5 protein-coding genes are annotated in these 7,009 nt (G+C 39.9%); all 5 read right to left on the bottom strand.

The features are described 5' to 3' along the window. Window positions 1–928: 928 nt before the first annotated feature. Entirely contained in the window at window positions 929–2,368 is a 1,440-nt protein-coding gene (locus ABFQ95_06810; GenBank protein MEN8237230.1) for an ATP-binding protein, read from the bottom strand. Window positions 2,369–2,715: 347 nt separating this feature from the next. Then, a complete protein-coding gene (locus ABFQ95_06815) occupies window positions 2,716–3,411 on the bottom strand; it encodes a hypothetical protein (protein MEN8237231.1) in 696 nt (231 codons plus the stop codon). A gap of 481 nt (window positions 3,412–3,892) precedes the next feature. Further along, window positions 3,893–4,678, bottom strand: coding sequence for a hypothetical protein (locus ABFQ95_06820; GenBank protein ID MEN8237232.1), 786 nt, complete (start codon window positions 4,676–4,678; stop codon window positions 3,893–3,895). A 392-nt stretch (window positions 4,679–5,070) separates the two neighbouring features. After that, window positions 5,071–6,375: a hypothetical protein gene (locus ABFQ95_06825; protein MEN8237233.1), complete on the bottom strand. Its 1,305-nt coding sequence runs from the start codon at window positions 6,373–6,375 to the stop codon at window positions 5,071–5,073. Window positions 6,376–6,533: 158 nt separating this feature from the next. Beyond that, window positions 6,534–6,890 (bottom strand): hypothetical protein, encoded by a 357-nt coding sequence (locus tag ABFQ95_06830; protein MEN8237234.1) that lies wholly within the window; start codon window positions 6,888–6,890, stop codon window positions 6,534–6,536. Window positions 6,891–7,009 lie beyond the last annotated feature (119 nt).

The raw sequence follows: 7,009 nt of genomic DNA on the forward strand, positions 1-7,009 counted from the left end.
GGGTAGAAAATGTGTCGAAGGAACTCTACGAAAATTCGCTCAATCTGGCAAATATATTGGGATACAGGGGAATCACATAGGTTTACTGAACAGCCCTGTATCAGGACTACCTGAGGTTGAACCATGCCAAATATTGTTGTACATTCGAAGGTGAAATGCTTGGGTTAGGACGCTAGGAAAAATAACATTTATAATCGTGTTTCGCGTTCTGTTGCTTGATCTTGCTGCGTAACGCTGTCTATAAAGTATTTTAGTTAGATTGTAAAGGTTATTTTTCCTAGCGTCCTTAGTTTGAGTTATGACCAGGAAAGACTCGATTTTTTTCGGGATCAGACCTTGAAAAGAACGCAGGCGTAATTGGATTGATTTAAAAATTAATGGAGAGTGAGAAAATGCATAGATTAAATTTTAAGATAACACTGTTTGTCTTAGTTGCGTTATTTATAGGCGCTCATAATTCAAGTATTCATGCTACAGAATATTGGATTACCATCGAAAAAACTAGCCGACACCCAATATTTACTGATGGAAGATCCACCACCGTATCCGAAGATACAATGCAGAAACTCGGATTACGAAAAGTATCATTTAATGGATACACATTAACCCTGAAAGGTTCTAGAAAACAGGGTTGTTCAGTGAAACCAACGCGGCCGTCATCCCTGCCTTCCTGAAATACAATATTGCTTTTGAAGCAATAACTCTGTAAATTGGGAGATAGTATCCCAATTTACAGAGCTAGTATGCAACGCATTCACTTTAGGCAAAAAATGTAAAAAGTTTCCTTTTTGGCAAATTTACAAAAAAAACAAAATCCTTATTTTATGCGGCTTTGAGAGCCGAGAAATTTCATACATCAGCCTATTTTCATGATTTTTATCAGATGCGACACAACCAAATTCTGACACAAATGGGCCTGCTACCCCTATTAAAATTCTGCTTTTAAAAAATCCGCAATATCGATGACTCGATAGAAATATCTTCGATCATAAACTTCATCAGTGACTCCACCCAGATGGATGAGTACGGGGCAAATTCCATACCCTCTCGGCTTTGCTAGCCGATGAATTTTGTTTTGCATTTGATCAATAATACTAACATTCAGCTCTTTTTTTCTAAATTTGGATTCGCACACAAAGAGGGTGTTGGTTCGTGTGTGAATAAGATAATCTATTTGACATCCTCTTCGATCATGTGTTGCTTTTTGTATGTAGGGATTGTCTGCAACAACATCCTGTGGGTAGATTCCTAGTGCCTTTAATAACAGAGAACGGTTTTGCAGGAGCAAATTTTCTACTTGGAAACCCATCATTGTTTCCCAACCCGCAAGGCCCGTCATTGGCATGTCCTTAAAGCTTCCCTTTTCAATACGCGGAAGTTCAGGTTCGATGTATTTTACGTAGAAGCGTAGGTAATTATCACAAAGCCGGTAAAGACTTTGTCGTCCCAAAGCCCCTGTTTTTAGTGACCATGTGTAATGCCGGCTTATAAAGCCAGACGTATGTAGGTTTTCTAGGTATTTGCTAAAGCTTCCTGCGTGGGCGTATCCTAGTTCATTACGCAATTGGGCAAGGGTTTTCATACCTTCGGCAAGAGCTTGAATGATTCTTTTGTAGAGTTCTCCCCTTTGACCAAAAAGTTCGTGGAAGATGCGGGTAAACTCACCTACAAGCGCTCCATTTTTTTGAAAGCAAATGCGCTTTATGTTTTCATCTGCTGTGTATCGGGGGTTGATCTGCTCAAGATACCAGGGAATTCCTCCTGTGACGGACAAAGTCTTAAAGGTATCATAGTCTGAATAGTGGATGCCAAGTTTGTCCAAGCAAGAATATGATTCAGCTATTGATAAAGGTTCTAAATCAATCTGTAGTGATATTCGACCAAAAAAAGCTGTGCTGTTTATGATATTGGTATCAATCCACGTCGATATGGATCCACACAAAATGAGCATCAGATTGGGGTAATCTTGCAAAGTTTCATCCCACCAAACCTTTAGTTTTGGGATAAACGTTGCATCTTCTGATCCCATCCACGAAATTTCATCTAGCAAAACAACCGTTGGTTGTTGTGTGAGTTGTTGGGTAAGGTGCGCAAATGCATCGCTCCAATCCTCAAATGTGAGGGGAGGTATTCCAAATTGAGAGTAAAATTGACGTGCGAAGTGATTGCGTTGATCTTGTGCTGTAAGCTCCTCGTTGGGAGCTAAGCCCGAAAAAGAGATTAGACTGCGTTTTTTGCCAAATTCCATGGCAAGCCGACTTTTACCGATACGTCGTCGACCTTTGATAACTGTCAATATAGGTCTAGGTGCCAGGAAAAGATCTTCTAATTTCTCGAGTTCGTCATGACGTCCAACAAAAGGTTTCATTGCTTATTTCTCACGTAAATCACTTTTGTGCATTATGTGAGATGAAACCGTTCTTGTCAAATCTCACGTAAATCATATTAACGGGTTATGTGAGATAGCGCTGCACATTTCATACTCCCAATGGCTTTGTTCGGCAGGGTGAAAATTACGGTTCTGTCGCATCTGTTGAGAGTGCCCGTGAAATTTCTAAAAAGATGCTAACTACCTTTAACTTCTCAAAGGGGCCGCACCCAATCCAGCTCTTGGCGAGCTGGGAAAAAATGGAGGCCGGGATGACGGCTACAGAGGGTGTCCAAAAGCGCAATTTATGATCGAGGCAAGCGTAGTACCTTGAGGGCACTAGAAAATCAACAGTCTGGGTCAGTTTTAGTAGGTGTTCTCTTAGCTAAAATTTCTTCAATCTTTTCGCGGTGGGGATTTTTGTCAAGGACGACTGTATCTAGGGTAAGCTTAGGAAGTTTCTCTATAGCATCAGGGGTAATGGAACTACTGGCTATACATGGCAAGATGTTTGGGTTGGACGGAAGTAACATATCGCAACTCAGGTTCAACTCCGTTAAATTGGTGAGTGTCGTGATATGTTCATTCTGTACCATATTATTACACTTAAGGATTAGGACCTGCAATTTATTCAGACGTTTTAAGCAATTATTGATTTTCTCATTAAATGTAAGGTTTAAATGAGTCAGGTTAGTGAGTTTGCTGACAGATTTGTTCGTCACCTTACTATTGCTAGTAAGGTTCAGAAGGGTCAGATTGGTAAAAAAACGCAGCTCAGAATTTTCTATGTTCTGATTCAATGGATCCGGAAGGAAGTAAACACTTGCTAACACCTCCTGTGTTGCTTGGCGCCATTTTTTGGACACATAGAGCCAGTTCTTAAAGTCATTAGTAGGAAGACAAGTTTTAACTATGCATCGCCTCAAGTCAACGGGAAGGTTGTCATATGTAACCTTTTCGCTTTCGCTGGCTTGAGCGTTCAACAGAGGAAAAAACAAAGACAAAACAAAAGCTATCGAAATGATTCTAATTGATCTAAGCATAAAAAACACCCTTAATAATAATTTCCAAATGTGATTGGACGATCTTAGTCACAATGGTTCCCTTTCTTAAGTCAAGCTTCTTTAGGGGTGCGGCTTGAATTTAATGTGAGATCATGAATTTAGGCTTTACAGTAAATGAAAATTTATTAATTTACAAGGATAAATATGATTTTGCATACACCCCAATGGCATCAACTTAAGTAGAAAAACCTTGTTCCTTTGAAATTCATTGGCCTTACGGCCATGAGCTACAAATGCAACGTCCATATATGACAGCGGTGTGAGCTGAATAGTTAACCTGAGTTTTGGATAAGAGGTACTTTGATCAGTCTTAGCCGTCATGCCGAAAGCCGATTTTGTCCAACGCTGCTTTAATGATAGCAAGAAGTGCGCAGTTTACTCGGGTAAATGATCACTTTGAGCGTATCAGGAAACAGAGGTTTCCATTTCTCTTCAGTATGGTGCCATTGGCTCTTACTTCTTATTCTAAATTAGTTTGTCCAAAAACTCTTGATAACGAAAAAGATTGTTGTTGTGCATTTTCGAATAAGCCAGAACTTTGTAGCTGTACAAACCCATTTGTAAAAGTTGCAACATTTTGAGGGGAATCATCAGCAAAAACAATATGCTTGATGATACCTTGACTCCCTAAATCTTGATATACAAATTGATAGGAAAAAATCTTTTTATCATATACCAGCCCAGCTTCCTTAGAAAAAGATGCTTCTTCTTCCAGCGATTCTTTTCTTGCGTCTCTAACCGAACTCACAAGACCCGCAACGCAAACATATAATTTTGTGTTTGATAATAGTTTGTCCTCATGGTGCATGCATTCCTTATTTTTCATATCAGGGTTTAGCTTCTTCTCCAGTCCCAGATCTCTGATACGCTTCAAAGTTGCATCGAAATCGTGCCATGCACTAGAAACAACAACTTTAACTCCACGGTCAATCATATTTTTCACAAATTCTACTGCGTTTTCTCTTGGCTGAGCCTCGTCATCACTCGGAGATGATTTATTGGTCAGCGTCCCATCAAGATCTAAGACGAGTAAAATATTCTTGCCTTCTATCTCTTCGTTAGCTAATAGCTTTTGCATATAAACTTCGACAGACTGAAGAGTGTCTTGAGCTGTAGTAGTAGTAGTAGTAGTAGGAAGAGGAAGAGTTATTTTCGGTATTTTTCCTTTTAAACTTGTTCCCTCAGTAGGCTGAGGTAGCGTGAAAATTAATGCAAAAATAAAAACGGTAAAAATTTTCTTAAACATAATATTTCTCCTAAATATTTAAGGTTAATATAAGTTAATTATAATTCAAGAATGTTTAATTTTTTGTTAATTATTATATTTAAACTTTGCCAAAGAAGAAATTTTAATAAGTAACTTAAGTGCATCAGAAAATCAACAGTCTGATTCAAAACTCAGGTTAAATTAGTTGAAAATGATTGGGTTGGAAATGGATCCTGTCCCGGATCAAGTCCGGGATGACGCTCAATAGATCGCAAAGATTTTCCAATTCGCGCGACTACGTCGCAAGTTTGGAAAATCAGCTGCCTGTACTGAACTTGATTCAGCATTCAAGATGACGGCTACAGTGGGTGTCCAAAAGCGCAATCTCTGCCCGGGGCGAGTATCCCCACACGTTTTTCAAAAGAGCCACATTAAGGGGTGTAATAGAATCCGCGAAGGAAGTATATATTTTCCCGAAATAAGCGTCCAGCAAATCCCGGAAAACATCCACCATTTTCTTCGATATTTTCAGATAAGGCAGCAAGGAACCTTCCAGTGTTTAAACCAAAGAGTTGGTTCTGCCTCTCCATGACATTCAAACGTAGACATAGATCCCAGGTTTGAGATAGCATCTCAGCAACATTTAATCCAGTTTCCCGGTCAATGGGGTGCTTCTGCAAATATCCTTTCAGTTTTTGCCAAGCATCTTTTAGTTTGGGAAAGTCGCCGTCTCCTGTGAAGTCAATATACCTCTGAATCTGCTGCTGGATAGCATTGAATTTCCAAGTTTTTTTTGCCCCCAAGTCCTGGTTGCATTTTAAAATAAACTCTCTGTGCTTGACAACAAATGTTTTATTGAATTGGTGCACATTTTTTCCTTGTGGTATTTTTTTGAGTTCTTCTAGAACGTTGTACAGTTGTGTGGCGGTCAAAAATCCTGCATCATCTTGGGGTACCGACCGCTTTTTAGATGATTTTCTAAAAGAGCCAGAATTCTTCTGCCGGTTAGGGGAAGACGTGCGCACAGGATAAGAAGGGGCACTCGATAGTGGACCGACAAAAGGTTTTCCATTCGAGGTGACTTCAGACAAAAGAATCTCTCTATTGACTCGGTCTCCAAGCTTTAACCTTAAGGTTCCCTCAACACGTACTTTCCCCAAGCACTGAACATCTGAGTGATGCTTAATCGTCAAATTGGCCTTTGAGATAATTTGACCAAGGTTGTTAATGTCACCGTATTGCATATGCACGCCGCCGTAGATTGTCATGCGTGCTTCTGGGGTAATCTGGCACAGATTATCAATGTTGTACTTTCCTTTGGCTAAACTTAAAACACCTTCATTTCTCAAATTTTGCGTGAGATTCATTGTTCCTTGGCGGGTAACCTCCAAGGTTCCAACGTTGATCAAATTTGCAGCCTGGCAATTGAAGACAGCGGTTTTGATGGCTCCAATCAATTGGATCGTTTCTTCCAAAGCATTAAGAGTAAAATTTTCAATCTGCCCTTGGTCATCTAATTGAAGCGTGCCAAGAGAACCAAGCTCAATTGGTGCGCCACAATCTGAGGAATCCAACGTTTTTCCAAAAATTAAATCATCGTCTTGATAGATTTGCACCCTAGAAGGTTTTTGAGCTTGTTGTTCAAAATACATAACGTATGGTGCACTCGCAGAAACCGACGTTCCAACCACACAACCCAGAATAAAAAATAAAAATTTCTTCGATAAATAATTCAACACTATAGCACCTTTTCACAAAAGATATTTAAAATCTATAAGATATATAGTGTAGACCTGAGTTAAAATCAAGGTATACCCATCCCGGACTGGATCCGGGATGGCGACTGGCGACAGCCCGCAGGAGATAAGCAAATGCTTTCCTTATAAAACTCAGATTAATTATCGTCGTTTAAAGGTGATATGGGAGGTGAGGGATGCACGTGCGAGCCAATAGGATGCAGCATGCCAAAGTCTTCAGAGATCACAACCCAAGAGGGGCCAGACTCATCCAAATCTGGTTCAAATCGCCCCAAAACAAATACCAGTTTGCCGGCAATCAAACAACTTTCTGCGTATTCCACCAACAATGGATTTTCAACAGAAACCCGGTATTTGAAGAAACGTTCATTGTTACTGTCCTTAATAGGAGTGAGTAAGGTAAAGGTGGCCAATCGTTCATGCTTATTCTTAAAGGCAGCCTGAATGTTTGCCTCAAGACGGCCAACAAGATAGAGGTGGTTGCAAAAGTACATAAATAGTTTCTCCTTTTTCTAAGAGTTGTTGCACAAACCACAACTGATCAACAGAAAACCATCAACAGCAAGAGGGCCCCGGGCACTAAAAAACTAATGTACAACGTAGTTAAGAGCTC

The sequence above is a fragment of the Pseudomonadota bacterium genome, assembly GCA_039714795.1.
In the GTDB taxonomy this organism is placed as follows: Bacteria; Pseudomonadota; Alphaproteobacteria; order JAGOMX01; family JAGOMX01; genus JBDLIP01.

What these genes read in the sequence shown, in the direction of transcription:
- ABFQ95_06810 (MEN8237230.1), bottom strand. Translation starts at nt 2,368, where the DNA reads ATGAAACCTTTTGTTGGACGTCATGACGAACTCGAGAAATTAGAAGAT.
- ABFQ95_06815 (MEN8237231.1), bottom strand. Translation starts at nt 3,411, where the DNA reads ATGCTTAGATCAATTAGAATCATTTCGATAGCTTTTGTTTTGTCTTTG.
- ABFQ95_06820 (MEN8237232.1), bottom strand. Translation starts at nt 4,678, where the DNA reads ATGTTTAAGAAAATTTTTACCGTTTTTATTTTTGCATTAATTTTCACG.
- ABFQ95_06830 (MEN8237234.1), bottom strand. Translation starts at nt 6,890, where the DNA reads ATGTACTTTTGCAACCACCTCTATCTTGTTGGCCGTCTTGAGGCAAAC.